Source organism: Jiangella sp. DSM 45060, assembly GCF_900105175.1.
Taxonomy (GTDB): domain Bacteria; phylum Actinomycetota; class Actinomycetes; order Jiangellales; family Jiangellaceae; genus Jiangella.
Genome location: NZ_LT629771.1, coordinates 5,326,163 through 5,353,065, shown reverse-complemented (window position 1 = coordinate 5,353,065; position 26,903 = coordinate 5,326,163). Strand labels below are relative to the sequence as shown.

The following is a 26,903-nucleotide window of genomic DNA, read 5'->3' as shown; positions in this document are numbered from 1 at the left end:
GCCGCCTGCGAACCGTTGAACACCCCGAGGGGCCGGCACACCTGTGCCGGCCCCTCGTCGCGCGCTCGGCCTCGTGCCGCACGCGGCCACCGCTGCTCTACGCTGACCGGAAGCGGTGGGGCGGACGAGCAGTGGTGACCGGCGGCGGGAGGATCGGTGGTAGGTCAGCACACCGGCGCCGCGCAGCCCGTCGCCTTCGTGGGCCGTGAGCGCGAGCTCTCCGCACTCACGACCGCGCTCACCGGGCCGCGCGAGCCGGTGTTCGCGCTGGTCGAGGGCGAGGCCGGCATCGGCAAGACCCGCCTGGTGCAGGAGGCGCTGGCGCCGCTGGATCCGGCGACGACGCTGGTGGCGGCCTGCCCGCCGCTGGCCGAGCCGTTCCCGCTGGGCCCGCTGGTCGACGCGCTGCACCGGCTGCCGGTCGACGGCGTTCCGCTCAGCCCGCTGGCGGGGGCGCTGCGGCCGCTGTTCCCGGAGTGGGCCGAGCACCTGCCGCCCGCGCTGGAGCCGCTGGAGGATCCCAGCTCCACCCGGCACCGGCTGTTCCGCGCGCTGGCCGAGCTGGTCGAGCGGTCCGGCGTCGAGGTGCTGGTGCTGGAGGACGCGCACTGGGCCGACGCCGCGACGCTGGAGTTCCTGCCGCTGCTGGTCGCGGCGACGGCGCACGACCTCAGCCTGGTCGTGACGTACCGCGGCACCGACGTCCCGGCCGCGTCGCCGCTGCTGCGGCTGACGGCGCGCCCGCCGGCCGGGCTGCGCCGCCTGGAGCTGGCGCTGGAGCCGCTGACGGTCGGCGAGACGACCGCGCTGGTCGCGTCGATGTTCGCCACCGACGACGTCTCGGCCGAGTTCGTCTCGTTCCTGCACCGCCGCACCGCGGGCGTGCCGCTGGCGCTGGAGGAGAGCCTGTCGCTGCTGCGCGAGCGCGGCGACATCGTCCGCCGCGGCGGCGAGTGGTCCCGGCGCGCCGTCGACGACCTGCAGGTGCCGCCGACGGTGCGCGACTCCGTGCTGGAGCGGGTCGACCGGCTGCCGCCGCCGGCCCGCCGCGTCCTGGAGGCCGCCGCCGTCCTCGCCGAACCGGCCGACGGCGTCCTGCTGGCGCGGGTCGCCGGGCTGGACGAGGACGACGCGCGGGCCGGGCTGGCCGCGGCGCTCACGTCGGGGCTCCTGCGCGAGGCGTCGCCGGGCCGGTTCGTCGGCCGGCACGTGCTGGCGTCGCGGGCCATGGAGGAGGCGCTGCCGGTGTCCGAGCGGCGGCTGCTGCACGGCCAGGCCGCCGCCGCGCTGCAGGAGCTGCCGACGCCGCCGGTGCTGCGGCTGAGCCGGCACTTCCGCGAGGCCGGCGACGTCGCCGCGTGGAGCCGGCACGCCGAGGCCGCCGCCGACCTCGCGCTGGAGTCCGGCGAGGACCGCGCCGCCGTCGTCCTGCTGAACGACCTGCTGACCGCCGCCGCGCATCCGCCGGACCGGGAGGCCCGGCTGGCGCACAAGCTCGGCCAGGCCGCCACCTGGGGCGTCGCGGCGCTCGGCGAGTTGGCCGTGGTGGTCGCCGCGACGCTGGCCGCCGCGCTGGACCGCCCGGAGCTGCCGGCCGACCGCCGCGGCGAGATCCGGCTGCTGCTCGGACGGCTGTGGCTGCAGCTGGGCGACTTCGACACCGGCATCGAGCAGGTCGAGACCGCCGCCGGCGAGCTGGCCGGCCGCCCGGAACTGGCGGTGCGGGCGATGATCTCGCTGTCGCATCCGCGCGGGCAGGTCTGGCCGGTCACCCGGCACCGCGACTGGCTCGACCGCGCGACGACACTGTTCCCGCAGGTCCCGGCGGAGGAGCAGACGTGGCTCGCGGTCGACCGCGCCAGCGCGCTGCTGATGATGGGCGACGCCGCCGGCTGGGCCGCCGCCGAGGAGATCGACGCCGCCGCGGCGGACAGCCTGTTCGACCGCCGCCAGCTCGGCCGCTGCCGGATGAACGTCGGGCACACCGCCATCGGCTGGGGCCGCGACGACGTCGCCGGGCGGCAGCTGGACGGCGCCGTCGACCTGCTCGCCGCGACCGGCTACCAGCGGCTGGTGAACTCGGCGCTGATCACGCGGGCCAACCTGGACTGGCACGGCGGCGCCTGGGACGGGCTGTCGGCGCGGGTCACCGAGCTGGCCGGGTCCGCCGACACGCTGCCGGAGGCGCTGCTCGAGGCGCGGATGATCCTCGGCCTGCTCGACCTCGCCGGCGGCCGCCGCGACGACGCCGCCGACCAGTTCCGGGTGGTCGTCGCCGAGGCGGTGCGGCGCGGGCTGGTCGACGTGCAGACGGGGCCGGCCGGCGCGTTGGGCCGGCTGTTCCTCGCCGACGACGCCGTCGCCGACGCGCTGCGGGTCACCGAGCCGGCCATGGCGATGGTCGTGCGCAAGGGGATCTGGCTGTGGGCCACCGAGCTGGCGCCGGCACACGTCGACGCGCTGGTGCGGGCCGGGCGGGCCGACGACGCGCGCGAGCTGACCGACCTGTTCGCGGCCGGGCTGGGCGACCGCGCGGCGCCGGCTCCGCAGGCGGCGCTGCTGGTGTGCCGGGGCATCGTGGCCGGCTCCGGCGCCGCCGCCGCGGAGCTGTTCGGCGCGGCCGCCGCCGCGTGGGCCGCGCTGCCACGTCCGTACCAGGAGCTGCTCGCGCTGGAGCGGCAGGCGCTGGCGCTGCTGCCCGACGCCGCCGCGCTGGACCTGCTGGCGACGGTGCAGCAGCGGCTGCGCGACCTCGGCGCCCGCTGGGACGCCGACCGCGTCGCCCAGGTGCTGCGCGGCCACGGCGTCGACGTCGCCCGGGCCTGGCGCGGCGGCCGGCGCGGCTACGGCGACCAGCTGTCGCCGCGCGAGGCGGAGGTCGCCGGACTGGTCGCCCAGGGCCGCACCAACCGGCAGGTCGCCGAGGCGCTGTTCCTCTCGCCGCGCACCGTCGACCGCCACCTGAGCGCGGCCATGCGCAAGCTCGGCGTCGCGTCGCGGACGGCGCTCGCGGTCGCCGTCGCCGAGAAGAATGGGTGATCTCCCCACTCGCGAACGGCGGCGGCGTGCCCGACGGTGACCTCATGCACGTGAGCGACCCGCCCGACCCCGACGACACCGACGACGACGTGCCCGCCGGCGAGCCCGAGGCCGCGGACGGCGAGCGCTGGGAGCCGCTCTGACGGTCCCGCGCCGGACATAAATGGGTGATTCGCCCAATCGCAACGGACGGCGCGGTACGAAACGGTGGGCACACGGTGATCCCCCGCCGCGGATACCCCGCCGCCCGCCAACCCCCGTCGGGCGGCGGGGCCGCGGCCCGAGGAGACGAGGTCCCATGCCCCGCACCATCCTGTCCTGGCATCGCACCCGCGCCCGGCTGGTCGTCCCGGCCGTGGCCGCCGCCCTGCTGCTCGGCTCCGGTGCGACGGCGCCCGCCGCCGGCCCCGTGGGCGCCCCGGCAGCGGCGGCCCAGGCCACCGGCTCGGCCGCGACCGGGCACACGTACCAGCTGACCCTGCTCACCGGAGACGTCGTGACGTTGCACGTCGCGCCGGACGGTCGGCAGGCGGCGTGGGCGCCGCCGTCGGACGACACGCCGCCGGTGTTTGCGGAGCGCGACGGCCACGTGCTGGCGCTGCCGGACGAGGCGGTCCCGTACGTGCAGTCCGGCGTGCTGGACGAGCGGCTGTTCGACCTCACCTACCTCGCCGAGGCCGGTTACCACGACGCCGCCCGCGCCGACCTGCCGCTGCTGGTGTCCGCGCCCGACGGCCCCGGGATCCGCAGCGTGCCCGAGGCTCCCTCGGGCACCCGGGCCGAGCGGGAGCTGACCAGCATCGGCGCGCTGTCGGTGTCGGCGGCGAAGGACGACGTGCGCTCGGTCTGGGACGACGTCGTGTCCGGCGCGGTCGGGCGGGTGTGGCTGAACGGCCGGGTCGAGGCGACGCTGGACGAGTCGGTGCCGCAGGTCGGCGCGCCGGAGGCGTGGGACCGAGGGCTGGACGGCACCGGCAGCACCGTCGCCGTCCTCGACTCCGGTTGGGACCCCACCCACCCGGACCTCGCCGGCCAGGTCACGGGTGCCCGCAACTTCACCGAGGACGCCGACCCCGAGGGCCAGGTCGCCGTCGACGGCCAGGGCCACGGCACGCACGTCGCGGCGACGGTGGCCGGCACCGGCGCCGCGTCCGGCGGCACGCACGTCGGCGTCGCACCCGGCGCGGACCTGCTGATCGGCAAGGTGCTGGACAACAGCGGCTCCGGCTACGAGGACTGGATCATCGCCGGCATGGAGTGGGCGGTCGCGCAGGGCGCCGACGTCGTCAGCATGAGCCTGGGTACCGACGGGGCCAGCGACGGCACCGACCCGATGAGCCAGGCCGTCGACCGCCTCAGCGCCGAGTCCGACACGCTGTTCGTCGTCGCGGCCGGTAACGCGGGCCCGGGCGAGGGCACCATCGGCTCGCCCGGCGCCGCGACGTCCGCGCTCACCGTCGGCGCCGTCGACAAACAGGACCGGGCGGCGTCGTTCTCGTCGCGCGGGCCCCGGTTCGGCGACGGCGCGGTGAAGCCCGAGATGGTCGCGCCGGGCGTCGGCATCGTCGCGGCCCGAGCGGCCGGGACGGCCCTGGGCAACCTGCTGGACGAGCACTACACGTCGCTCAACGGCACCTCGATGGCGACGCCGCACGTCGCCGGCGCGGCCGCGATCCTGGCCCAGCAGCACCCGGACTGGACCGACGAGCAGCTCAAACAGCGGCTGATCACGTCGAGCACGCCGCTGGACGAGGACGTGACGTTCCAGGGCGCAGGCCGCCTCGACGTCGCCGCCGCGGTGGGCGAGTCGGTCACCGTCGACCAGGGCGTCGTCGACTTCGGGCAGCTGGCGATGGACGCGCCGGTCGTCAGCCGCACGCTGACCTACCACAACCCGACCGACCGCCGCGTCACTCTGCGCGTCAGCGCCGACGTCACCCGGCCGGGGTCGGAGGCCGGCCGGCCGGTCATGCGGGTGCGCAACCCCGTCCTCTCCATCCCGCCGGGTGGCAGCGCCAGCACCCGGGTCGAGGTGTCCGCCGAGGCCAGCACGGGTGGCGACTACAGCGGCCGCATCGTCGCGCAGGACCCGCGCGACCGCGACACCGTCATCCAGAGCGTCACGACGTTCACCGTCGAGCGCCCGGTGCACACCGTCACCGTCGACGCGACCGGCCGGGACGGGCGGCCCTCCGGTGGTGCGATCGACCTCTGGAACAACGAGACCGGCGAGTGGACCCGCGAGGCCGTCGTCAACGGCGTCGCGACGGCCGAGGTCCCCGAGGGTGTCTACACCGTCGTCACCACGATCGAGACCCCCGGCCAGGACAGTGTCGTCAGCTTCGCCCTGGCCGCCGAGCCGGACCAGCGGGTGGGTGCCGACCTCGCGCTCTCCTACGACGCCCGCGACGCCGAGCGGGTCGAGGTGAGGACGCCACACGAGATCGAGAAGCCCGCGTTCGACGTGATCTGGGAGCGCACCGTCGGCGAGCAGTCGATGCGGATGATCGCCGCGCAGGGGTACAACGGCCCCGAGCTCTACACACTGCCCAGCAGCCGGGCGAAGACCGGCACGTTCGAGTTCTCCACAGCGTGGCAGGGTGCGCAGCCGCTGCTCGAGGTGAGCGCCGCGGGCGAGACGCTGCTGCCGTCGCCGCGTCTGATCACCTCGCCGGCCGTCTACCAGGGCGACGAGGCGCTGCCGTTGGCCGACGCCGGCAGCGGCACCGCCGCCGAGCTCGCCGCGGCCGACGTCGCCGGCAAGGCGGTGCTGGTCAGCCGGGTCCGGCTGCAGGAGGAGGAGCAGGCGCGGCTGGCGACAGAGGCCGGCGCCGCGCTGCTGATCCTGGCCAACGACGTCGACGAGGAGTGGGGGACCTATCCCGGCGCCGGGACGCTGCCCGCGTACACCGTCGACCGTGCGTTCGGTGAGCGGCTGCGCGCCGAACTGGCCGCCGACCCCGGCCTGGAGCTGGACCTCACCGGCCGGCGCGACGCCGAGTACAGCTACTACCTCACGTACACCGAGGACCGGCTGCCGGGCGGCGTCACGTACACCGCCGATCCGGACGAGCTCGCCGTCGTCGAGGCCGACTATCGGCAGGCGTCGGAGCGGATGGGCCGGACCGAGTCGTGGATCCCGTACACCGGGAGCGCCGCGCTGGGATCGGCGATGACGATCACCCGCAGCGGGCCGGTGCACCGCACCGAGTACCTCACCACGGACGGCGTCGAGTGGCAGCGGTTCGCCAAACCGCACGGGGAGTTCGCCAACATGTACTGGACGTGGGCGGCGATCCAGCCGTTCGCCGCGGGCAGCAGCACCGAACAGGTGTGGTGGGGCCCGCTGGTCACGCCGGGCATGCCGGCACTGAGCGGGTCGGAGGAGTACGGCCTGCCGGCGGCGCGCTTCCGCGACGCGATCCGGGTGTCGATGCCGCAGTACCTCTACGACCCGATGACGTACGGCTTCAACCAGCAGCAGTTCGGCGACGCGACGGAGCTGGTGCTGCGCCGCGACGGCGTCGAGGTGGGCCGGGCGCCGTGGTCTGAGGCGCAGTTCACCGTGCCGGGCGCGGCGGCGGACTTCGAACTGTCGCTGGAGACGACCGCCGGACGGGGCAACTTCTCCGACCTGTGGACGCACACGCTGACGACGTGGGGCTTCCGGTCCGAGCGGCCGTCGGAGGAGCGCGAGGTGCTGCCGCTGATCCAGCTGGACTACGGGCTGGAGGCGGGCCTGTACAACGAGGTCCCGGCCGGCGCGTCCTACCCGCTGGAGCTGCGGCCGTCCTACCCGGCGGGCGCCGAGGGTCCGGGCGGGTTCACCGCCACCGCCGAGGTCTCCTTCGACGACGGCGCCAGCTGGCAGCCCGCCCCCGTGACGCCGTCGGGCGACGGGACGCTGGTGGCGACCGTCCCTGCCGCGGCCGGCGGGTTCGCGTCGCTGCGCGTCACGGTCGCCGACGCCGACGGCAACACCGTCAGCCAGCAGATCGACCGCGGCTGGCGGGTCGGCGAGGCCGGCTAGCCCACTGAACGTGCCCGGCGATGGGGTGTCGAGTTGTCCCTCCCAAGGCCCCCATCGCCGGGCACAGCAAGGGTGTGTCGCCCAGGTCTCGGCCGTAGCGAGCGGCGTCCAGGTGGATGCCTCGCAAGGCCGAGGAAGGAGACATAGCGGTGCCTATGGCGACTGACGAGAACGCAGCGAGGCGCCGCCTGGACGTCGCGCAGTAGGCCATGGACCTGGGCGACACACCCTTGACCTCAGCCGGTGGTGACGCGGCACGTGTCCGACGTCTGTGATGTCATGCGCTGGAATGTCCGCCTCGGGAGGGGAGCGCGCGTGTTCGTCGAGACCAAGGTGGTGGGCGGCCGCGCGGAGTTCGCCGAGCGGAACCTCACGCTCCCCGCGGGCGGGGCGACCCTGCGCGACCTGCTCACCGAGCTGGTCGGGGTCGAGGTCGACGCCTATGAGCGCCGCCGCGCGGACGACCACGTCCTCCGCGTGCTGACGCCGGCCGACATCGCCGGTGGGATGTCGGCCGGCCGGGTCACGAGCGGCGGCCGCACCGTGCCGGCGGCTCCCACGCCGCCCGAAGCGGCCGAGCGCGCGCTGGCGGCGTTCGCCGACGGTCTCTACTTCGTGTTCCTCGACGACGTCCAGCTCGACGACCTCGACGCACCCGTCGCGCCGAGGCCCGACTCGCGGCTGCGCCTGGTCCGCCTCGTCGCGCTCGCGGGCGGCTGACCGGTGGTGCTCGCCAAGGAGCAGGCGCAGGAACAGCTCCAGCGCTTCCGGTCCGGCCGGCGCGGGCCGCGGCAACTGGTGCACCAGGTCTTCGCGAGCGAGCTGGCCCGGGACCTCGTCGGCTGGCTCGACGACCGGGGCAGCGGCGACCCGCTGGCGCTCGCGGCGCGGCTCGACGAGCTCGACGTGCGGCGCCTGGCGAAGACGTTCGCGCACGTCGCGCCGGCCCTCGCCGAGCCGCTGGCGCACTGGTGGTCGTGGGCCACGCGGGCGCCCTACCAGCGCCACTGGCAGCGTCGCGGGTTCCGCAGCAGCCACCCTCAGGACACCCAGCAGGCTCGCATGGACCACCTGGGCCAGCTGCTGCGGTTCGGTCTGATCTGGCCGCAGGACGTGCCGTGGTTCGCGGCGTGGTCCCTGCACCTGCGGATGACGGTCCCGGTGGCCGGTTCCGGGCTCGGCGGGCTGTTCGCCGCCGAGATCGCTCGTGGCCGCACCGACGTCGCCGACGTCCTGACGTCGTGCGCGTACGGGCGGCACCCGGTCGGCGGAATCACCGCCGAGGGCATCCAGGGTCTGCTCGGCTCCGGCCGGTCGTCCGACTCGGAAGCGGTCGTGACATTGCTGCGCGGCGCCGGGCGGCAGGAGGGCGTCCGCTCCGCCGTTCTGGAGGCCGCCGACCTCGCCCATCCCGCGGCGTTCCGGCTGCTCCTCGACACCGTCGTCGCCGAGGACCTCACCCGGTTCGCGGGGACCGTCCGCGCCGTCGGCGTCTGGTTCGGCGAGGAGCTCGACGTCCGGTCGGGTGCCCGGCTGGGCCCGGTGCTGGCCGAGCTGTCCGGCCGGCTCGGCGGAGCACTGCCGCCGCCGCAGACCCCTGACCAGGTGTTTCTCGCGCTCTGGGCGGCAGGCCTGATCGACGCGCACGCCGCCGTCGCGCAGGCGAGGCCGTACCTCGGCAGCGACGATCCGCAGCTGCGCCAGGCGGCCGCGAGGGTGCTGGCCGAGCTCGGGCTGCCGGTGGCCCGGGCGGCGCTGGCGCCGTTGCTGGCCGACCCCGACCCGGCGGTTTACGCGACGGCCGTCTCCGCCTGGTCCGCGGACCCCTTTTCCGGCGAGTCGGTCGCCGACCTCGGCCCCGCCTCCGCGCAGGTCCTGCTCGAGCGCGTCCGTACCCTGGGCAAGGCGCACAAGGTCGAGACCGGACGCGTCGGGAACCGGCCGGTCGAGATCGGCTCGGCCCGTGCCGCCGACGTGGTGCTCACCAACCTCGGGGCCGCTGCCGCGCCGCCGGAGGCGATCCGGGAGGCCTCGGCCGACAGCCGATGGAGAGCAGCGCTCGTTCTGGGGCGGAACCCGGAGGCGAACCGGTCAGCACTGTTCGCCTTCCTCACCGACGCCTCGTCGCAGGTCCGGTTCAAGGCCTTCGACGTTCTGCGCACCACGCCGCTGCGGTCCGAGGACGAGGCGCGCGCTCTCGAGGACGCCCTGCGCCGCAAGGCCGCCGACCTGCGCCGCATCGCGCTCACCCTGCTGCGGCACCAGCCGGGCGACGGCGTGCGGGCATCCGTCGAACGGCTCGGCGCCGGTACCGCCGAGCAGCAGCGGGCGGCCGCGGAGCTGGCGAAGGCCGCAGGCCTCCCGGCTCCCGCCGCAGCGCTCGGCGGCGGCTCGCCGGCGGCCTCCGCGTCTGCCGCACCGGACGATGCCGTCGACGAGATCCCGGCGGACCTGCGATTCCGGCCGGCGGACCGTACACCGGCGATCCGCCCGGACGCCGCTCCTGCCGGTCACTTCGACCGCTACCACGCCGGCTGCCGGCACGTGCTCACGTCGTTGCAGGCGTGGCTCGCCGAGCACGCCGACACCGAGGTACACACCCACCGCGGCGTCGAGCTGCTGCGCAACGTGCGGTGGCTGCCGGCGACCTCCGGCGGGGAAGTGCCGCTGCCCGAGCTCGTCGGGCCGTGGTGGGAGCGGGTCTCGCCCACCCTGGCCGGCGGCGGGGTCGAGCTCGTCCTCCTCGGACTCGCCGTGCCGCGAGAGGGAGTCGGCTGGCGGCGCGATGCGGAGCCGGGACGCCACGACCGGTGGTCGCGTCGTGCACGGGCCAGGATCGCCGGTCCGCTGCCGGTGTCGAACCGCGACGACGCCCTGCTCTGGCAGCTCGTGGACCGGCTCGGTCACGCGATGTGGCAGCTGTCCTGGACCGACGCGATCCTCGACGCCGTCGCCGAGCTGTGTCACGACCTCCCGGCCGATGAGCTCCTGGGCGTGCCCGAGGTGATGGCTCGGCGGGGGCGCCGGCTCGCGGTCAACCAGTACGGCTACATCAACGCCGGCGACGCACGGAGCGCGGTGGTCCACGCGGTCCGGTCGCTGCCGTTGCGGAGCCTCACCCAGGCGCAACTGATCCGGGTCTGGCACCTGTCCCGGTTTCTCGACGAACCCGAAGGCACCGTCGACGCGTTCGACGGGCCGTGGGTGCGGGTCCAGCCACCAGGGCGCCACCACCGGAGCGCGGACGCCCCCGATCACGTGCTCGACCAGCCGATCCGCACCCCTGCCTGGCCCGAGCTGCTCTCGCGTGCCGCCGGCGCCGGCGCGGCCACCCGGGGCGACCTGCTCGACGCCCTCCTCCACGTCGACCTGCTGCGGGCCTGGCAGCTGAACGCCTGGTTCGGCGGCTACCCAGACGCCGTCAGCGAGCTCAGTGTCCGGCGGCCGCCGGAGTGGGCCGCGACCCCGTTGGTCCAGAACGTTGTCGACGAGATGCGGTCGGCCGCCATCACCGCCGAGCTGCGCCGCGGCGATCTGCCCGGCCCGCTCTCGCACGTCGCGACCCGGCTGCGGTCAGCCACCGGGGCGGCGTCGCTCGCCCGAGTGCTCGCGGCGCTCGGCAGGCGGCCGCTGACGCGCGGCTACGCCTGGACCGGCAATCGCGAGAGCTCGCTGTCACACCTCGCGCGGATCCACCTGCCCGGTGCGGGCGAGACCGTCGCCGACCTCCGGGCCGCGTTCGACGGTGCCGGCATCGCGCCGAGCCGCGTCGTCGAGTACGGGGTGTACGCACCGCAGTGGGCCGCGCTGATCGAGGAGTACCTCGACTGGCCCGGTTTCGAGTCGGCGGTCTGGTGGGTGCACGCACACACCAAGGACGACTCGTGGTCCGTCGACCAGCAGATCAGGGAGGAGTGGGCGTCCGCCGTCAGCCAGCGCACGCCGCTCGACGCCACCGACCTTGTCCGCGGCGCCGCCGACGTCGCCTGGTTCCGCGACGTGATCGCGCAGCTCGGCGAGGAGCGGTTCGGCACGGTGCTGAAGGCGGCCAAGTACGCGTCGTCGGCCGGTGGGCACAAGCGCGCCGAGCTGTTCGCCCGCGCGCTGCTCGGCCAGGTCGCCGAGGCCGAACTGCTCGAGCGCATCGAGGGCAAGCGGCACCAGGACTCCGTCCGCGCGCTCGGCCTGCTGCCGCTGACCGATCGTGACGACCCCGCGCTGCTGACGCGGTACGAGACGCTGCGCGGCTTCGTCCGAACCGACCGGACCTCCGGCTCGCAGCGCCGCGCTTCGGAGACCACGGCGGTCACGGTCGGGCTCGAGAACCTCGCCCGTACGGCCGGGTACCGCGACCCGCAGCGGCTGATCTGGGCCATGGAGGCGGCGGCCGTGCGCGACCTCGCCGCCGGACCCGTCGTCGCCCGCGACGGCGACGTCACCGTCAGCCTGACCATCGACAACGGCGGCAGCCCGCTGCTCACCGTCGACCGTGCCGGCCGGACGCTCAAGGCCGTCCCGGCCGCGGCCGCGAAGGTCCCCGAGATCAAGGCGCTCAAGGAGCGTGCCACCGTGCTGCGTCAGCAGGCCGGCCGCATGCGCCGGTCGCTGGAGCAGGCCTGTGTCGACGGCGACCTGTTCGAGCCGGCCGAGTTCGACGAGCTGCTGCGCCATCCGGTGCTCGCGCCGCTGCTGCGCGACCTCGTGGTGGTCACCGAGGAGGGCGTCCTCGGGTTCGCGGGCGCGGGAGCGCGTGAGCTCGTCGGCCCCAACGGTGTCGCCCGTCCGGCCGACGGCTCGCGTCTGCGGGTGGCACACCCGGTCGACCTGCTCGAGTCGGGTGAGTGGGCCGACTTCCAGCACGCCGTCTTCACCGAGCGTCGGCGCCAGCCGTTCCGGCAGCTGTTCCGCGAGCTGTACCTGCCGACGGCGCACGAGTACGACGACGGCCCGGTGTCACGCCGCTATGCCGGCCACCAGGTCGAGGCGCGCCGGGCCGCGGGCCTGTTCACCAGCCGCGGCTGAGTGGCCGACGTCGAGACCGGCTTCTCGCGGACCTTCCACCGCGAGAAGTTCACCGCCTGGTGCGCCGTCCTCGACGGGTTCGGCACGGCGGCCGAGGTCGAGGACGCGACCATCGAGGACGTCACGTTCGTCCGGCCAGGCCGGTGGGAGCCGGTCGCGCCGGAGGACGTGCCGCCGCGGGTGTTCAGCGAGACCATGCGCGACCTCGACCTCGTGGTGTCGGTCGCGCACGCCGGAGGCGCCGACCCCGAAACGACGCATTCGTCGGTGCAGATGCGCGGCCGGCTGGTCGAGGAGACCGCCGGCCTACTCGGGCTCGGCAACATCGAGGTCACCGATCACCACGCCCTCATCAAGGGCACGCTCGGCACCTATTCCGTCCATCTCGGCTCCGGCCAGGTGCACCGGATTCCCGGCAACGCCGTGTGCATCATCCCCGTCGGCGCACAGCACCGGGGCCGGATCTTCCTCCCGTTCGTCGACGACGACCCGAAGACCGCCGAGGTGATCTCGAAGGTCGTCCTGCTGGCGCGCGACCAGCGGATCCAGGACCCGTCGATCCTCGAGCAGTTGCTCTGAGCCCAGCGACGCCGGGCTCAGCCGGTGGTGACGCGCAGGCTCATGGTCACGTGGCCGTCCTCGAGGTGCAGGGCAACGCCGAGGGCCTGGAGCGCCTCGATCGACTCCCGCTCGGCGTCGCCGAGGTCGTCGCCGGCGGCGGAGAGGAGCTGCTCGGTGACGGTGTCGGCGTTGAGGTAGAGGACGGAGTCGGCGTCGTCGGCGTCGGCGACCGCGGTGCGGTACGCGTCGGCGTCGCCGAGGCCGCCGCCGTCGAGCAGGACGTCGGCGTACTCGTCGGACGTGGCCAGCACGTAGCCGTCGTCGGTGGTCTGCAGCGGCAGCCCGTCCAGCGGGGCGCCGGCGTCGGACGCCAGGCCCTGGACGCGGTCCCACAGGTCGGCGAACGCGTCGGGGTCGGTGACGACGCGGGCGCCGATCTCGATGCCGAACAGGCCGTCCGGGTCGTCGAGGTCGAGACCGCTCGCGTCGGCGGCCACGACGAGGTCGTCGCCGAGGACGGTGGCGAGGTCGTCGGGCAGGGTGAAGCCGGTCTGGGCCTCCAGCTCGGCCAGCATCTCCGCGCCGTCCGGGATCGACTCGAGCGAGGTGTCCCAGGTGTCGCGCAGGTACTGGCCGGCGTCGTGCTGGCCGATGAACAGGGCGGTGTCGTCGGGCACGGACGCGTCGACGCCGCCGCCGGAGAGGGCCTGGTACGCGCTGCCGGTGACGACGCCGGCAAGCTCGGCGTACCGGTCGTCGAAGCGGACGGACAGCGCGACGCTGCGGTAGGTCTGGTCGACGACGTCGCGCAGGTCGTCCACCGACGGCATGCCGTCCTCGGTGGAGGCGCCCGCGCCGATGCCGAACGAGCTCGCCGACCCGTCGAACAGGTCGAACATCGCGCCGCCGGACAGCCACGCCGACGCGATGCCCTGCTCGCCGAGGAGGTCCATGGCCTCGGTGAACTCGGCGTTGTCGGCCAGCGACGAGTCGGCCGCGGCGCCCGCGTAGGCGTCGGCGTGCTCCTGGGTGTCGGTGACCAGCAGGTAGCCGTCGACGTAGGCGCGGCCGAGGCCCTCCGCCTCGTCGCCACCGCCGCAGCCGAGGATGCGGTCGATCGCCTCGGTGGCGGCGTCCTCGTCACCGGCCTGCAGCGCGATGACGTAGCCCGGCTCGCCGCCGTCGCCCGAGGGCGGCGTCATGGCGGCGCCGATGCGCTCACCGACCCACGGCTCGACGTCCCTGGCGAAGTCGATGTCGCAGCCGGTGGCCGCGGCCAGCTCGTCGACGAACCGCTCGCGCAGGTCGACGTCCTCGTCGGTGATGCCGGTGGCCTCGGTGAACAGCGGGAAGTTCTGCAGGAACCGGAACGCCTCGATCTTCTGCCCGGCGGACGGGTCGAGGTCGAGCCGGACGTAGCCGACGGCGGCGGCCGGCAGTACGTCGTGCGGCTGCGCGCCGCCGCCGTCGAGCGCCTGCCAGGCGAACACCCCGCCGGACCCCGCGACCAGGACGGCCGCCGCGATGCCGCCGGCCAGCAGGCCGCGGCGCTTGCGCGGCACGATCGCCGGCTCGGCGTCGCCGGCGTCGGGGTAGGGGAGCGGCCGGGTGCCGGGGCCGGGAACGGACGCGACCGGCTCACCGGCCGGGACCTGGCCGGACGGCGGCGGAGGCGGCGGCACCGGCCCGGGCCGCTGCTCGTCGGGACCCGTGGGCGTATCTGGACTCACGATCTGACCTCCGCTGCTCCCCGTGGACGCCCGGACACCGCCCGGACGCGCGCAAGGCTAGCGGAAAGCCGGGAAACATGGGTTGTGGCAACGTGTGGGCGAGATGTCGCGATTGGAGCCTTGCCGCAATGCGCCCGGGGGTCGTCCGCACGGCGGGTGATCAGTAGACTTGTCGAACGCACCTGACTCGCCCCGCCGTGGGGCGTTGGAGGAGAACGATGCAGGGAAACAACCCGATCTTCGGCCGGGCTGAGGGCTTCAACGGACGGCACGCGACCTACGACGCCGCCGCGCCGAGTGCTGAAGAACTGCAGAACATGTACGCCGCGCCGTCGGCGACCCCGGTTCAGACCGGGCGGATGACGTACGACGACGTCATCATGAAGACCGGCATCACCTTCGCGGTGCTGCTCGCCGGCGCCGTCGTCGGCTGGATGAACCCGGGTCTGGCCATGATCGGCCTCATCGTCGGCCTGGTGCTCGGTCTGGTCAACGCGTTCAAGCGCAACCCGTCGCCGCCGCTGATCCTGGCCTACGCCGCGTTCGAGGGCGTGTTCGTCGGTGGCATCAGCCAGATCTTCGAGAACTACGCCGTCTCCGGCCGCCCGCTCGACGGCATCGTCGCGCAGGCCGTGCTCGGCACCCTCGGTGTGTTCGCGGCCACCCTGCTGGTCTACCGCAGCGGCAAGGTCCGGGTGACGCCGAAGTTCCAGCGCGGCGTCATGATCGCGCTCATCGGCTACGGCATCTTCAGCCTGGTCAACCTGATGTTCATGTGGTTCGGCTCGTCCGACACCGCGTTCGGTTTCCGCGACGGCTGGTTCGGCGTGCTGATCGGCCTGTTCGCGGTCGGCCTGGCGTCGTTCTGCCTGATCCTCGACTTCGACTTCATCGACAAGGGCGTCAAGGCCGGCCTGCCGGCCAAGTTCGCCTGGACGGCGGCGTTCGGCCTCACCGTCACGCTGGTGTGGCTGTACATCGAGATCCTGCGGCTGCTGGCCATCCTCCGGGGTGAGTGACCCCGGCGGCAGCACCGCCTGACGTACGAACGGCCCGTCCCGTGCAGTTCACGGGGCGGGCCGTCGTCGTCAGCGTCTCAGCCGAAGTTGCGGGCGGCGCGGCGCAGGTCGGCCTCGTGCACGATGGCCGTAGCGTGGCCGTGCGCGAGTCCGTGTTCGTCGCGGAGCCACCTCACGCGGTCGTCGAACCGCAGGAAGGACGGTCCGGCCTCCAAGGCCGCGAACCACTCCGGAAGTTCTCGCCCGGTGACGCCGGGAACGCGGGCGAGAAGATTGCGATGGGTCTCGTCGGAGTGATTCAGGCTCATGGCTGCCTCCGGGGTGTCGAGGTCTCCGTACATCGACTGTGCCGCAGGACTCCGGAGGGCACAACCCCTTCCTCCAAGACCATCTGGGCCGCGGGGCGTCAGCCCAGGCGCTCGAGGATGATCGCCATCCCCTGGCCGCCGCCGACGCACATCGTCTCGAGGCCGATCGACGAGTCGCGGGTGCGCAGGCCGTTCACCAGCGTGGTCATGATGCGCGCGCCGGTGGAGCCGAACGGGTGGCCGAGCGCGATGGCGCCGCCGTGCACGTTGAGCTTGTCGTAGCCGATGCCGAGCTGGCGCGCGCTCGGGACCACCTGGGCGGCGAACGCCTCGTTGATCTCGACGAGGTCGACGTCGCCGATGGTCATGCCGGCGCGGTCGAGTGCCCGGCGGGTCGACTCGACCGGGCCGAGGCCCATGATCTCCGGCGACAGCGCCGACGTGGCCGTCGCGACGATGCGGGCGAGCGGTGTGAGGCCCAGCTCGCGGGCGCGGGTGTCGGACATGATGACGACGGCCGCGGCGCCGTCGTTGAGCGGCGTGCAGTTGCCCGCCGTCACCGTGCCGTCGGGCCGGAACACCGGCTGCAGCGCGGCCAGCTTCTCCAGCGTGGTGCCTGGGCGCGGGCTGTCGTCGGTGTCGACGACCTGGCCGTCGGGCCGGGTGATGGGGACGATCTCGCGGGCGAAGAAGCCGTCCTTCACCGCCTGCTCGGCCCGCGACTGGGAGAGGACGGCGAACTCGTCCTGGTCGGCGCGGGTGACGCCGGCGTAGGTGGCGACGTTCTCGGCGGTCTGGCCCATCTGGATGTAGATGTCGGGCAGCCGGCCGTCGGTGCGGGGGTCGCGCCACGTCTCGTTGGTCTCGGCGTAGCGGGCCGTGCGCGCCTGCGCCTCGGCGAACGCCGGGTTCTGCGTCTCGACGGGATCGACACCGGCGCCGCCGAAGCCGGCGTAGCGCGACACGCACTCGACCCCGGCCGACACGAACACGTCGCCCTCGCCGGCCTTGATCGCGTGGAACGCCATGCGGGCCGTCTGCACCGACGACGCGCAGAACCGGTTGATCGTCGCCGCCGGCAGCTCGTCGAGGCCGAGCTGCACGGCGATGCGGCGGGCGACGTTGCCGCCCTGCTCGTCGCGCGGCTCGGCGCACCCGACGTAGAGGTCGTCGATGGTGGTGGGGTCGAGTGCGGGGATCTGGCCGAGCGCCGCACGGATGGTCTCGACGGCCAGGTCGTCGGGCCGCACGTCGACCAGCGACCCCTTGTAGGCCCGTCCGATGGGCGACCGCGCGGTGGCGACGATGACTGCCTCGGGCATGGCGGGCTCCTTCGACCGGGGGTTACTCGCTGGTAACCCCAGGATACCGCCGTCGGGTCAGACCCGCTCGGGCGCCTCGGGGAGCGGCCGGCGCCGGCGGTTGCGCAGCTGCGCCCAGGGGCCGCGCGGCCCGCGGGCCCGGCCGCCGAGCGTCGCCGCGGCGACCTCCGTCCCGGCGTGGTCGGCGGCCGCGACCGTCGCGAGCGACACCGGCAGCACGCTGTCGCCGCGGCCGAGCTCGGGTGCCTCGTCGCCGGGCGCCCACAGGCCGAGCGCGCCGATCAGCGACGGCAGGACGGCGGCGGCCGCGTGCGCGTAGCCGGCCGACGACGGGTGGAACTGGTCCTCGCTGAACAGCTCGCCGGGCGCCGCCTCGAACTCGGGGCCGAGGATGGAACCGAGCGAGACCGTGCGCCCGCCGGCCGCGACGACGGCCATCGTCTGGGCGGCGGCCAGCTGCCGGCTCGCGTGCCGGGCCAGCCAGCGCAGCGGCGCGCGGATGGGCCGGATGGTGCCGAGGTCGGGGCAGGTGCCGACGACGACCTGGCAGCCGGCCTCGCGCAGCCGCCGCACGGCGTCGTCGAGCAGCTGGACGGAGTCGGCCAGCTTCACCTGGTGGGTGATGTCGTTGCCGCCGACGATGATCAGCGCGACGTCGGGGTCGGCGGTCTTCGCGCGGTCGAGTTGGTCGGCGAGGTCGGCCGTCTGCGCGCCGACCTGGGCGACGGTGGTGAGGGTGACCGGACGGTGCGCGACCTCGGCCAGCCCGGCGGCGAGCAGCGCGCCGGGCGTCTCCTCGGCGGTGGCGACGCCGTACCCGGCCGCCGCGGAGTCGCCGGCCACGACGAACGAGAGCGGCGGGTCGTCGCCGCTGCCGTAGCGGCCGTCGGGGTCGGGCGGGCCGCCGAGCGGGCGGCCGGTGATGGTGCGCCGGGCGAGCTTCGCCTGCGCTCGCAGGAGCCCGTAGCCGGCGGCGCCGAGCAGGCTGAGCCCGCCACCCCCGTACGCGGCGGCAGCGGCGAGACGGCGTGCCGTCCGAGCGCTGACCATGCCGACCACCGTTCGACTCTAGCGAACCGGGCGGCTCGGCCGAGGCGAGCCACGCCCTCGGCTAATCTCAGCAGCGTGGAGTACTACGAGAGCGTCCTCGACCTCATCGGCAACACCCCGCTGGTCCGGCTGGGCACCGTCGCCGAAGGGCTGCCGGCCACCGTGCTGGCGAAGGTCGAGTACCTGAACCCGGGCGGCTCGGTGAAGGACCGCATCGCCACCCGCATGATCGAGGACGCCGAGAAGGCCGGCCTCATCGGGCCCGGCGGCACCATCGTCGAGCCGACCAGCGGCAACACCGGCGTCGGGCTGGCGCTGGCGGCGCAGCGCAAGGGCTACCGCTGCATCTTCGTCTGCCCCGACAAGGTGAGCGAGGACAAGCGGAACGTGCTCAAGGCGTACGGCGCCGAGGTCGTGGTCTGCCCCACGGCGGTCGCGCCGGAGGACCCCGACTCCTACTACTCGGTGTCCGACCGCCTGGTCCGCGAGACGCCCGGCGCCTGGAAGCCCGACCAGTACTCCAACCCGGCGAACCCGCGCTCGCACTACGAGACCACCGGCCCCGAGCTGTGGAAGCAGACCGACGGCCGCATCACCCACTTCGTCGCGGGCATCGGCACCGGCGGCACCATCACCGGCGTCGGGCGCTACCTCAAGGAGGTGTCCGGCGGCAGGGTGACGGTCGTCGGCGCCGACCCCGAGGGTTCGGTCTACTCCGGCGGCACCGGCCGGCCGTACCTCGTCGAGGGCGTCGGCGAGGACTTCTGGCCCACCACGTACGACACCGAGGTGTGCGACGAGATCGTCGCGGTGTCCGACAAGGACTCCTTCGACATGACCCGCCGGCTGGCCCGCGAGGAGGGCCTGCTGGTCGGCGGCTCCTGCGGGCTGGCCGTCGTGGCCGCGCTGCGAGTGGCCGAGCGGGCCGGCCCCGACGACGTCGTCGTGGTGCTGCTGCCCGACGGCGGCCGCGGCTACCTCTCCAAGGTCTTCGACGACACCTGGATGACGTCGTACGGCTTCCTGCCGCCGGTCGAGGGCGCCACCGTCGGCGACGTCCTGCGCGGCAAGTCCGGCGAGATGCCGGCCCTGGTGCACACCCACCCGGCCGAGACCGTCGCCGACGCCGTCCACATCCTGCGCGAGTACAACGTGTCGCAGATGCCGGTCGTGCGGGCCGAGCCTCCGGTCATGGCCGCCGAGGTGGCCGGCTCCGTCGTCGAGCGCGACCTGCTCGACGCGCTGTTCACCGGAGCCGCGCACCTCACCGACCGCGTCGAGCAGCACATGTCGAAGCCGCTGCCCATGGTCGGCGCCGGCGAGGCCGTCGCCGCCGCCGTCGACGCCCTGCGCACCGCCGACGCGCTGCTCGTCGTCGACGACGGCAAGCCGGTGGGCGTGCTGACCCGCACCGACCTCCTCGGCTACGCCGCCACGATCTGACTCAGATCAGGTAGCCGCCGGTCACCCGCAGGTTCTGCCCGGTGATGAAGCGGGAGTCGGGCCCGGCGAGGAACGCCACGACGTCGGCGATGTCGGCCGGCTGCCCGAGCCGGCCGAGCGCGCTGTACGTCTCGGCGACGGCGAGCGCCTCCGGCGGGTTGGTGGAGCGCAGCAGGTCGGTGTCGATGGCGCCGGGCGAGATGGCGTTGACGGTGATGCGCCGCGGGCCGAGCTCGCGCGCCGCGATGGCCGTGAACCGCTCCAGCGCGGCCTTGCTGGCGGTGTAGAGCGCCCCGCCGGGCCCCGGGATCACCGTGTTCAGCGTCGAGATGCTGACGATGCGGCCGTCGTCGCGCATGGTGCGGCCGGCGTGCTGGATGGCGAAGAACGGCGCCTTCGCGTTGATCGTCATGACGCGGTCGAAGTCGGCATCGGTGACGTCGTCGATGGGCGCCGGCTCGCTGGCGGCGGCGTTGTTGACCAGGATGTCCAGGCCGCCGAGACGGTCGGTCGCGGTGTCGAGCAGGGCGCGCACGGCGTCGAGGTCGCCTTGGTCGGCCCGGACGGCGTGCGCGGCGCCGCCGCCGGCCCGCACCGCCGCGACGACGGAGGCGGCCGCGTCGTCGTTGCTGCGGTAGCTGAACACGACCTGTGCGCCGTCGCGGGCCAGCCGCTCGACGATGGCCCGTCCGATGCCGCGGGATCCGCCGGTGACCAGAGTCGCCTTGCCGCGCAGCGGCGTCACGACTCGTCCAGCACGAGAGCGGTGGCGCCGCGGATCTCGACGACGCCGACGGTGGCGCCCGCCTCGAACGCGGACCGGCCGTCGTAGCTGCGCGCCGACCACACCTCGCCGGCCAGCCTGATCAGCCCGTTGTGGGCGTCGACCCGCTCGATGACGACGCCGCTCTGGCCGACCAGCGCGGCCGCGCCGAACGACGACGGGGTCGGCTTGAGCAGCCGTTTCTTCGCGATCGGCCGGACGACGCCGAGCAGGGCCACGGCGACCGCGACCGCGACCAGCAGCTGGACGAGGAACTCCGCGCCCAGGCCGGCCGCGACGGCGCCGCTGGCCGCGCCGATGGCCAGCATGAGGAAGAAGAAGTCGAGCGTCGTGAGTTCGATCGTCCCGAGGACGAGCGCGGTGCCGACCCATGCCAGCACCCAGGCGTGTTCGCCGAACCAGTCCCACATCGACTGCATGGCCGAAGTTTATTGACCATCGCCGGATTTGTGTCCATTGGCGCGATGCCAGGGTGTCGCGAGACCAGTCGCGGACGAATCGGGGCAATGCCCCGCGAGCCGGTCTGGCGCCGTGAAATTCCTGGTCGGAACGGGTGTTGCCGGGTCCGCGGCGGGCGCGGCTTCCGGTACCGTTCCCCGCGTTCCGGGGACCGGCGAATTTCCGCGCCGTTCCGGGTGAACAGTGATCATCGAATGCGAATCCACGTGCCGAATCGGAGTGAATCCTTGCGTTACCACTTGCGTCATCGTGCCCGCGTCGCGGGCGCCCTGCTGGCCACCGCCCTGGCCGGCGCCGGCCTGCTCGGCACGGCCGGGGTCGCGTCGTCCGAGGAGACGCCGGAGCCCGCGGTCACCCTGCTCGACCAGGCCTTCGAGACGCTGGACGTCCTGCCGCGCATCGTCGGCGGCGACCCGGCCGCCGAGGGCGACTACCCGTGGATGGTCCGCCTCGACATCGGCGGCGGGCTCTGCGGCGGCGCCCTGTACGCGCCGGACCTGGTGCTGACGGCGGCGCACTGCGTCGCGCCCGGCACCGGCCCGAACACCGACATCACCGCGCTGATCGGCTCGGTCGACCTCGCCAGTGAGGACATCATCGAGGTCGGCGGCGAGTACGTGTGGTCGGCCAACGCCGAGGGCATCGGCGGCGGGTCACCCGACTGGGCGCTGATCCAGCTGGAGGAGCCGGTCGAGGACGTCCCGACGCTGGGCCTCGCCACCACCGACGAGTACGACGAGGGCATGTTCACCGTGGCCGGCTGGGGCGCCGACGCCGAGGGCGGCGAGCAGCAGCAGTTCCTGCTCGAGGCCGAGGTGCCGTTCGTCTCCGACGACGAGTGCCTGGCCTCCTACCCCGACGACGAGGGCTGGGGCTTCGCCCCCGGCATCGAGCTGTGCGCCGGGTTCGCCGAGGGCGGCATCGACAGCTGCCAGGGCGACTCCGGCGGCCCGCTGTTCCGCGAGGACGAGAACGGCGAGCACGTCCAGGTCGGCATCGTCAGCTGGGGCAACGGCTGCGCCCGGCCGAACTACCCGGGCGTCTACACGCAGGTGAGCGCCGTCGCGTCCGCCATCGCCGACACCGCGGAGACCCGCACCGAGCCGGTCGTCGAGACCACCGCGGCCGAGACGACCATCGACACCCCGGTGACGATCGAGCTGGCCGGCAGCGACCCCGAGGGCGACGAGCTCGAGTACAAGGTCTTCGCGCCGGAGTTCGGCGAGCTGAGCTACGAGGACGACCCGAGCACGCTCACCTACACCCCGGCGCCGGGCTTCGAGGGCGAGGACACGTTCTACGTCGTCGCCAACGACGGCAAGATCGACTCCGCGCCGGCGGTCGTGACGGTGACGGTGGAGGGTGCGGCGCCGACGCCGACCCCGACGCCCACCGAGGAGCCGACGCCGACCCCGACCGAGGACCCCACCCAGGAGCCGACCGTCACCCCGACCGACGACCCGGGCGACGGCGAGGAGCTGCCGGACACCGGCGCCGGCTCCGGGACCGGCCTCGCGCTGGCGCTGCTGCTGGCCGGCGGCGCGGCCGCGGCCTTCGCCGCCCGGCGGCGGCTGGTGGCGCACAGCTGAGTCGCAGCACCGATCGACGGCGGCGCCGCCCACTCGCGGGCGGCGCCGCCGTCGTCATCTGCCGGCATGCATAGTGAAGCGGTGGCCACGTCGTCATGAAGGGAGAGGCAACGGCGAGGAGCGGATGTGGACGCAACGGCGGAACGCGAGTTCACCGAGTTCGTGGCGGCCCGGTCGATGGCGCTGCTGCGGACCGCCGTCGTCCTGACCGGTGACCGGCACCGGGCCGAGGACCTGGTCCAGGGCGCGCTGGCCAAGTTGGCGGCGCACTGGCGGAAGGCCGACGAGCCGGAGGCGTACGTCCGGCGCATCATCTACCACGACCATGCCCGCTGGTGGCGTCGTCGCTCCTCCCGGTCCGAGGTGCTCGGACCGGAGGTGCCGGACCGGCCGGCCGCCGACCGCTCCGTCGACGCCGTCCGGCGCCTGGACCTGCGCTCCGCGCTGCGGCTGCTCGGGCCACGGCAGCGGGCGGTGCTGGTGCTGCGGTACTTCGAGGACCTGCCCGAGGCCGAGATCGCGGCGATCCTGGGGTGCTCGGTCGGGACGGTGCGCAGTCAGGCGCACCGGGCGCTGGCTCGGTTGCGCACCCTCGTGCCGGAGCTCGACGAACGCACCGACGACGTGGAGGAGTTGCACCGATGAGCATCGAGACGACCCTGCGATCCGCCCTCGAGGACGTCGCCGACGACGCCCTGCCGGTGCCCGGGCTGGCCGCCACCGCGCTGCGCCGGGCCCGCCGTCGCCGTACCACCGTTCGGAGCGCGGTGGCCGCCGGAGCCGTAGCCGCCGTCGCGGTGCCGGCCGGCGTTGTCGGCCGCGGCGACGACGACGGGCCCGGCCTCGCCGTCGCCCAAGGCGGCGTCGTGCCGGCGCCGGCGTGGCGCGAGCTGACCGCGGACGAGGTGGCTGCCGCGGTTGACGCCTGCTATCCCGGCCCGGGGGACCCCGCCTTCGTCGACGACTGGGACGCGGTGCGCGGGATCCGGCTCACCGAGCCTGCGTCGCCCGTGTGGGTGGTGTCCGAGTCCGGCGGCGAGCGCCTGGTCGAGTGCGCCCTCCCGGCCGGCGGCGACGGGGTCCCGCAACTGCAGCTCGCCGACGTCGAGACCGAGGGGGCGTCGTTGATGACCGACGAAGGCCTGGGCGCCGGCAGGTTTGCCGACCCGGTGACGCGGGTGACCGTCCAGTACGGCGACCGGCCGGAGCAGGAGGCTGTGCTGTGGGACGGGCTCTGGTTCGACCCGCTGGACCACACACGGTTGCGCGGCCCGTGCGAGGGGCCGTTGCCGTACGTCGTGCGTGGGTACGACGAGGCAGGCCGGGCCGTGACCGGCGCGTCGTTCGACGTCGAGGAGACCGCCGGCGTCAACTGCCCGCCGTGATCCGGCCGGGATCGGCCCGGCGGCTCTGAGATCGGTCCGAGAACCGTGTGAGAACATGATCCGCATGGCCTCCCGAGTGCGTCGCGCCGGTCATCGCGGCCGGGGGCGTCGCCGGGCACCCGACTCACCGCCGCCGCGTCGCCGCGGCCGCCGGGGTCGCCGCGTCGCCGGGTTCGCTCTCGGGCTGGCCGCGCTGGGCTTCGCCGGCTGGATGCTGATGCCCGACGGCGAGCCGATGGCGGGCAACGCGGCCACGCCGCCACCCGAGCGGCACGCGCCCAAGATGGTCGTCGTCATGGCGGCCGAGCGGCCGCCACTACCACCCACCGCGACGCCGACGCCGTCCACCCCGGAGGTCCCCGCCACCGGGCCCGGCACCTTCGTCGTCACGCCGGGCGAGAGCGGCCGGGCCGGCGCCGGCAGCACCCTGCTCACGTACACCGTCGAGGTCGAGACCGGGCTGCCGTTCGACCCGATCGAGGTGGCCGCGGTCGTCGACGCCACGCTGGCCGACCCACGCAGCTGGATCGCCGACGGCCACCACTCGTTCCAGCGCGTGCCGGCGGACGGCGACCTGCGCATCCTGGTCGCGAGCCCCGGTACCACCGACCAGCTGTGCGCGCCGCTGCGCACCCGCGGCGAGGTGTCCTGCCGCAACGGCGACAACGTCGTGCTGAACGGCCTGCGCTGGGCCGTCGCCGTCCCGCACTACAACGGCGACGTCGACGGCTACCGCCAGTACGTCGTCAACCACGAGGTCGGCCACGCCCTCGGCCACGGCCACGTCGACTGCCCGGGGCCGGGTGAGGTCGCGCCGGTCATGCTGCAGCAGACCTACGGCCTGGACGGCTGCGTGGCGAACAGCTGGCCGTTCCCCTGACGCTGGACCGAGCGGAACCGGCCGCTCGCGGCGAGACCCTCCCGTTCACCAGGGGCGGCTGACGTGATCGCGAGCCGGCCTCAGAGCGACGTGCCGGTGCCGATGGGGCAGGAGACGCCGGTGCCGGCGAGGCCGCAGTAGCCGTTCGGGTTCTTCGCGTCGCTCAGGTACTGCTGGTGGTAGTCCTCGGCGTAGTAGAAGGTGCCGAGCGGCTCGACCTCCGTGGTGATGTCGCCGTGGCCGGCGGCGCGCAGCTTGGCCGCGTACGCGTCGCGCGAGGCGAGGGCGGTATCGAGCTGCGACGGCGACGTCGTGTAGACGGCCGAGCGGTACTGCGACCCGATGTCGTTGCCCTGCCGCATGCCCTGGGTGGGGTCGTGCTCCTCCCAGAACGCCTTGAGCAGCGTGGTGAAGCTGATGACGGCGGGGTCGAAGACGACGCGGACGACCTCGGCGTGGCCGGTGCGGCCGGTGCACGTCTCTTCGTAGGTGGGGTTCGGGGTGTACCCGCCGGCGTAACCGACGGCGGTGGTCCACACGCCGGGCAGGCGCCAGAAGATGCGCTCGGCCCCCCAGAAACAGCCCATGCCGAAGACGGCCTCCTGGTACCCGGCCGGCGGCTCGGCCTCGATCGGGGTGCCGAGGACGGTGTGCGTGCCGGCCAGCCCGAACGGACGGGCGTCGCGGCCGGGCAGGGCCTCCTCGGGGCCGACCTTCCTCGTCTTCACCAAGCGATCGAACAGCGACATTCGCAGACACCTCCGTTCAGGAGAACAACGGGGACGGCCGCGACGTTCCCGGCGCGGCTCAGGCGACGGCGTCGACGGGGTCCGTGGTGGCCCCGCCGTCGGCCGTCACCGCCCGGAACGCCTGCTCCAGCGCCTCGACGGCGGGCTCGATGACGTCCGCGGGGTGGGTGTAGGGCAGCCGCAGCCACCGCTCGAACGCGCCGTCGACGCCGAAGCGGGGGCCGGCCGCGAGCCTGATGCCGTGCCGCTCCGCCGCGCCGACGAGCCGGGTGGACACCGGCGCGCCGAGGTCGCACCACAGCACGAGCCCACCCGCCGGCACCCGCGTCCGCCACGCCGGCAGCCGCCGCGCCAGCGCGTCCAGCAGCGCGTCGCGGCGGGTGCGCAGCTCCGCCCGGCGCGCCGGCAGGGCCGCGTCGAGACCGCCGAGCAGTTCCGCGACGGCCAGCTGCTCGACCACCGCCGAGCCCATGTCGACGCTGGCGCGGACGGCGGCCAGCCGGCGGATCAGCACGGTGCTCGCGCGCGCCCACCCCACCCGCAGCCCGCCCCACAGCGTCTTGCTCGCGCTGCCGACGGTGACGGTGAGGTCGTCGGGCAGGTACGTGGCCAACGGAGGCGGCACCGGCCCGTCCAGCGCCAGCTCGACCAGCGTCTCGTCGACGACGGTGAGCGTACGGCTGCGGGTGAGGACGGCGCCCAGCTCGCGCCGCTCGGCGTCGGTGGCCAGCAGCCCGGTCGGGTTGTGGAAGTCGGGCATGAGGTAGGCGAGCCGGGGCGCGGTCTGCCGGACCGCGGCCGCGACGGCACCGAGGTCCCAGCCGTCGCCGGCCAGCGGGACGGGCACCGCGGTGGCGCCGTGCCGCCCGATGGCGTCCAGCGCGTTCGGGTACGTCGGCTGCTCCACCAGCACGCGGTCGCCGACGCCGGTGGCCAGCTGCAGCACCAGCGTGAACGCGTGCTGTGCGCCGGCCGTCACGAGCACCTGGGCGGGCAGCGTGGGCAGGCCGCGCGCCGTCAGACGGTAGGCGACGGCCGCGCGCAGCTCCGGCAGCCCGAACAGGTGGTACCCGGAGCCGGGCAGGTGCCGCGGCAGCTGCTCCAGCGCGGCGTCGTAGGCGCGGCGCACCTCGGCCGGCGCCTCCGGCGCGGCGTGCGCGAGGTCGAGCAGGTCCGAGCCGTCGGCGGCCCACGGCGTCCACGCCGGGGCGCCACGGGTGTCCCCACGTGTCCCGCCCCGGGACGGCGGCAGCGCGGTCCGCGTGCCCGAACCCTGCCGGCTGACGGCGTAGCCGCCGTCGCGCAGCTCGTCGTAGGCGGCGGTGACCGTCGTCCGGCTGACGCCCAGCGCCGCGGCCAGTCCGCGCTCGCCGGGCAGCCGCGTCTCCAGCGGCAACCGGCCGTCGAGGACGAGCCGCCGGATCGCCGCCGCGACGCGGGCGTAGGCCGGACCCCCGGCCTCGGGCCGGTCGCCGATCATCGTCGCCAGTTGCGGTCCTGTGACAGTGCGCACAAGTCCACTCTGGCACGATT

The 26,903-nt window shown here is 74.5% G+C and carries 20 protein-coding genes; 12 read left to right on the top strand and 8 right to left on the bottom strand.

What is annotated here, in order from left to right; genetic code table 11:
* Positions 1 to 156: 156 nt before the first annotated feature.
* The 6 genes from BLU82_RS35795 (at position 157) to BLU82_RS23735 (ending at position 12,670) form a co-directional block, all read left to right on the top strand.
* Entirely contained in the window at positions 157 to 3,039 is a 2,883-nt protein-coding gene (locus BLU82_RS35795) for an AAA family ATPase (RefSeq protein ID WP_092623482.1), read from the top strand.
* Entirely contained in the window at positions 3,036 to 3,182 is a 147-nt protein-coding gene (locus tag BLU82_RS34400; RefSeq protein ID WP_157741217.1) for a hypothetical protein, read from the top strand. Before BLU82_RS35795 ends, BLU82_RS34400 begins: the two co-directional genes overlap by 4 nt.
* 155 nt (positions 3,183 to 3,337) lie before the next feature.
* On the top strand, positions 3,338 to 7,069 hold the full coding sequence (locus BLU82_RS23750) for a S8 family serine peptidase (protein ID WP_092623481.1): 3,732 nt from the start codon (positions 3,338 to 3,340) through the stop codon (positions 7,067 to 7,069).
* 315 nt (positions 7,070 to 7,384) lie between these two features.
* Positions 7,385 to 7,789: a hypothetical protein gene (locus BLU82_RS23745; RefSeq protein ID WP_197682420.1), complete on the top strand. Its 405-nt coding sequence runs from the start codon at positions 7,385 to 7,387 to the stop codon at positions 7,787 to 7,789.
* A gap of 3 nt (positions 7,790 to 7,792) precedes the next feature.
* Positions 7,793 to 12,091: a DUF5724 domain-containing protein gene (locus BLU82_RS23740; protein WP_092623480.1), complete on the top strand. Its 4,299-nt coding sequence runs from the start codon at positions 7,793 to 7,795 to the stop codon at positions 12,089 to 12,091.
* A complete protein-coding gene (locus BLU82_RS23735; protein WP_092623479.1) occupies positions 12,092 to 12,670 on the top strand; it encodes a hypothetical protein in 579 nt (192 codons plus the stop codon). It abuts the gene before it with no gap.
* Positions 12,671 to 12,687: 17 nt separating this feature from the next.
* On the opposite strand, the gene BLU82_RS35255 is transcribed toward BLU82_RS23735, so the two are convergent.
* Positions 12,688 to 14,382: a DUF3352 domain-containing protein gene (locus BLU82_RS35255; protein ID WP_197682419.1), complete on the bottom strand. Its 1,695-nt coding sequence runs from the start codon at positions 14,380 to 14,382 to the stop codon at positions 12,688 to 12,690.
* A 218-nt stretch (positions 14,383 to 14,600) separates the two neighbouring features.
* Between BLU82_RS35255 and BLU82_RS23725 the strand changes: the two genes are divergently transcribed.
* Positions 14,601 to 15,401 carry a Bax inhibitor-1/YccA family protein gene (locus BLU82_RS23725; protein WP_092623477.1) on the top strand — a complete coding sequence of 267 codons (801 nt, stop codon included), beginning with the start codon at positions 14,601 to 14,603 and terminating at the stop codon, positions 15,399 to 15,401.
* A 77-nt stretch (positions 15,402 to 15,478) separates the two neighbouring features.
* On the opposite strand, the gene BLU82_RS23720 is transcribed toward BLU82_RS23725, so the two are convergent.
* The 3 genes from BLU82_RS23720 to BLU82_RS23710 form a co-directional block, all read right to left on the bottom strand.
* The gene (locus BLU82_RS23720) at positions 15,479 to 15,709 is read right to left on the bottom strand and encodes a DUF4287 domain-containing protein (protein WP_069115362.1); all 231 of its coding nucleotides are present in this window, start codon (positions 15,707 to 15,709) and stop codon (positions 15,479 to 15,481) included.
* A gap of 98 nt (positions 15,710 to 15,807) precedes the next feature.
* The gene (locus BLU82_RS23715; protein ID WP_092623476.1) at positions 15,808 to 17,031 is read right to left on the bottom strand and encodes an acetyl-CoA C-acetyltransferase; all 1,224 of its coding nucleotides are present in this window, start codon (positions 17,029 to 17,031) and stop codon (positions 15,808 to 15,810) included.
* Between the two features lie 57 nt (positions 17,032 to 17,088).
* Positions 17,089 to 18,081: an SGNH/GDSL hydrolase family protein gene (locus tag BLU82_RS23710; RefSeq protein WP_092626207.1), complete on the bottom strand. Its 993-nt coding sequence runs from the start codon at positions 18,079 to 18,081 to the stop codon at positions 17,089 to 17,091.
* Between the two features lie 75 nt (positions 18,082 to 18,156).
* On the opposite strand from BLU82_RS23710, the gene BLU82_RS23705 reads away from it, so the two are divergent.
* Positions 18,157 to 19,524 carry a cystathionine beta-synthase gene (locus BLU82_RS23705; protein WP_092623475.1) on the top strand — a complete coding sequence of 456 codons (1,368 nt, stop codon included), beginning with the start codon at positions 18,157 to 18,159 and terminating at the stop codon, positions 19,522 to 19,524.
* A 1-nt stretch (position 19,525) separates the two neighbouring features.
* Here BLU82_RS23705 and BLU82_RS23700 read toward each other — a convergent pair whose 3' ends face one another.
* Positions 19,526 to 20,269: a glucose 1-dehydrogenase gene (locus BLU82_RS23700; RefSeq protein ID WP_092623474.1), complete on the bottom strand. Its 744-nt coding sequence runs from the start codon at positions 20,267 to 20,269 to the stop codon at positions 19,526 to 19,528.
* Positions 20,266 to 20,727 (bottom strand): NfeD family protein, encoded by a 462-nt coding sequence (locus BLU82_RS23695; RefSeq protein WP_197682418.1) that lies wholly within the window; start codon positions 20,725 to 20,727, stop codon positions 20,266 to 20,268. The genes BLU82_RS23700 and BLU82_RS23695 overlap by 4 nt, the downstream gene beginning before the upstream one ends.
* 279 nt (positions 20,728 to 21,006) lie before the next feature.
* On the opposite strand from BLU82_RS23695, the gene BLU82_RS34810 reads away from it, so the two are divergent.
* The 4 genes from BLU82_RS34810 (at position 21,007) to BLU82_RS23675 (ending at position 24,621) form a co-directional block, all read left to right on the top strand.
* The gene (locus BLU82_RS34810) at positions 21,007 to 22,356 is read left to right on the top strand and encodes a trypsin-like serine protease (protein ID WP_197682417.1); all 1,350 of its coding nucleotides are present in this window, start codon (positions 21,007 to 21,009) and stop codon (positions 22,354 to 22,356) included.
* A gap of 126 nt (positions 22,357 to 22,482) precedes the next feature.
* On the top strand, positions 22,483 to 23,001 hold the full coding sequence (locus BLU82_RS23685; protein WP_092623473.1) for a SigE family RNA polymerase sigma factor: 519 nt from the start codon (positions 22,483 to 22,485) through the stop codon (positions 22,999 to 23,001).
* On the top strand, positions 22,998 to 23,741 hold the full coding sequence (locus tag BLU82_RS23680; protein WP_092623472.1) for a hypothetical protein: 744 nt from the start codon (positions 22,998 to 23,000) through the stop codon (positions 23,739 to 23,741). Before BLU82_RS23685 ends, BLU82_RS23680 begins: the two co-directional genes overlap by 4 nt.
* A 64-nt stretch (positions 23,742 to 23,805) precedes the next feature.
* Positions 23,806 to 24,621, top strand: a complete 816-nt coding sequence (locus BLU82_RS23675) for a DUF3152 domain-containing protein (RefSeq protein WP_092623471.1) — start codon at positions 23,806 to 23,808, stop codon at positions 24,619 to 24,621.
* An 80-nt stretch (positions 24,622 to 24,701) separates the two neighbouring features.
* Here BLU82_RS23675 and msrA read toward each other — a convergent pair whose 3' ends face one another.
* Both msrA and BLU82_RS23665 read right to left on the bottom strand, forming a co-directional pair.
* Positions 24,702 to 25,370: a peptide-methionine (S)-S-oxide reductase MsrA gene (gene msrA / locus BLU82_RS23670; RefSeq protein WP_092623470.1), complete on the bottom strand. Its 669-nt coding sequence runs from the start codon at positions 25,368 to 25,370 to the stop codon at positions 24,702 to 24,704.
* 58 nt (positions 25,371 to 25,428) lie between these two features.
* Positions 25,429 to 26,883: a PLP-dependent aminotransferase family protein gene (locus tag BLU82_RS23665; protein WP_197682416.1), complete on the bottom strand. Its 1,455-nt coding sequence runs from the start codon at positions 26,881 to 26,883 to the stop codon at positions 25,429 to 25,431.
* Positions 26,884 to 26,903: the final 20 nt, after the last annotated feature.

Bases quoted from the DNA above. Each gene is read 5' to 3' on its own strand.
- BLU82_RS23750 (WP_092623481.1), top strand. From the start codon at position 3,338: ATGCCCCGCACCATCCTGTCCTGGCATCGCACCCGCGCCCGGCTGGTC.
- BLU82_RS23725 (WP_092623477.1), top strand. From the start codon at position 14,601: ATGCAGGGAAACAACCCGATCTTCGGCCGGGCTGAGGGCTTCAACGGA.
- BLU82_RS23720 (WP_069115362.1), bottom strand. From the start codon at position 15,709: ATGAGCCTGAATCACTCCGACGAGACCCATCGCAATCTTCTCGCCCGC.
- BLU82_RS23715 (WP_092623476.1), bottom strand. From the start codon at position 17,031: ATGCCCGAGGCAGTCATCGTCGCCACCGCGCGGTCGCCCATCGGACGG.
- BLU82_RS23710 (WP_092626207.1), bottom strand. From the start codon at position 18,081: ATGGTCAGCGCTCGGACGGCACGCCGTCTCGCCGCTGCCGCCGCGTAC.
- BLU82_RS23695 (WP_197682418.1), bottom strand. From the start codon at position 20,727: ATGCAGTCGATGTGGGACTGGTTCGGCGAACACGCCTGGGTGCTGGCA.
- BLU82_RS23680 (WP_092623472.1), top strand. From the start codon at position 22,998: ATGAGCATCGAGACGACCCTGCGATCCGCCCTCGAGGACGTCGCCGAC.
- BLU82_RS23675 (WP_092623471.1), top strand. From the start codon at position 23,806: ATGGCCTCCCGAGTGCGTCGCGCCGGTCATCGCGGCCGGGGGCGTCGC.
- msrA (WP_092623470.1), bottom strand. From the start codon at position 25,370: ATGTCGCTGTTCGATCGCTTGGTGAAGACGAGGAAGGTCGGCCCCGAG.